General features: G+C 41.2%; 1 protein-coding gene. It reads left to right on the top strand.

Translation table 11 applies throughout. From position 1 onward, the window contains the following. Positions 1-281 precede the first annotated feature (281 nt). Positions 282-605 (top strand): hypothetical protein (locus ACYVPE_RS39985; protein ID WP_461038754.1); only part of this gene is annotated, 324 nt, incomplete at its 3' end.

Here is a 605-nt window from a genome sequence, read left to right as displayed (position 1 = left end):
AATGCACCAAATGCAGCAACTGTCCTGAAGGATTCAAAATGATTGCCAAGAAAACCGCTAATACTCATAAGCGTATTGACAAAGTTGGAGAAGGTACATTTTTTTTTAAAGAAATGCAGAAAGACTAAAGTGCAATTAAAATAGTTTTGAGACAAAGAAGATCAGAAAATACCTTCGAGCAACCCTCCACTTCTACTGAAAGAAGCACGTTTGAAGGTATGTTTATAAACACACCCTTTTTTTTATATTAAACAAATTTAGAATTCGACCTTGATGCTGACATGGATGTCGACATGGAAGAAGAAATGACCAACGACCAACAACTGGAGTATCTCCTGGTCCTTTACCTTGTGCTTTTTCAAGCAAAGCACCTTTCTGTTGAAGCCGGTGAAGAATTGTTGGCCTTTCTTTCTTTCTTTGTTCGTGCCCTTGGCCATGGCATGGAGATTCCTACAAAGATCTCCACTGCTCGTGCCATGGTCAATTACTCCTCTGCCAGTAGTGGTGTCTCCCGTTTCCTTGTCTGTTCTCTTTGCAGAAGTGTCTATGACACGGGAAGTTTGCATACCCGACTATGCCCTTTTGTCAGGTTTGCAAACAACCCC

It is taken from the genome of Streptomyces mayteni, from assembly GCF_054783955.1.
The sequence above is the reverse complement of the archived record's forward strand: the minus strand, read 5'-3'. Positions and strand labels throughout refer to the sequence as shown.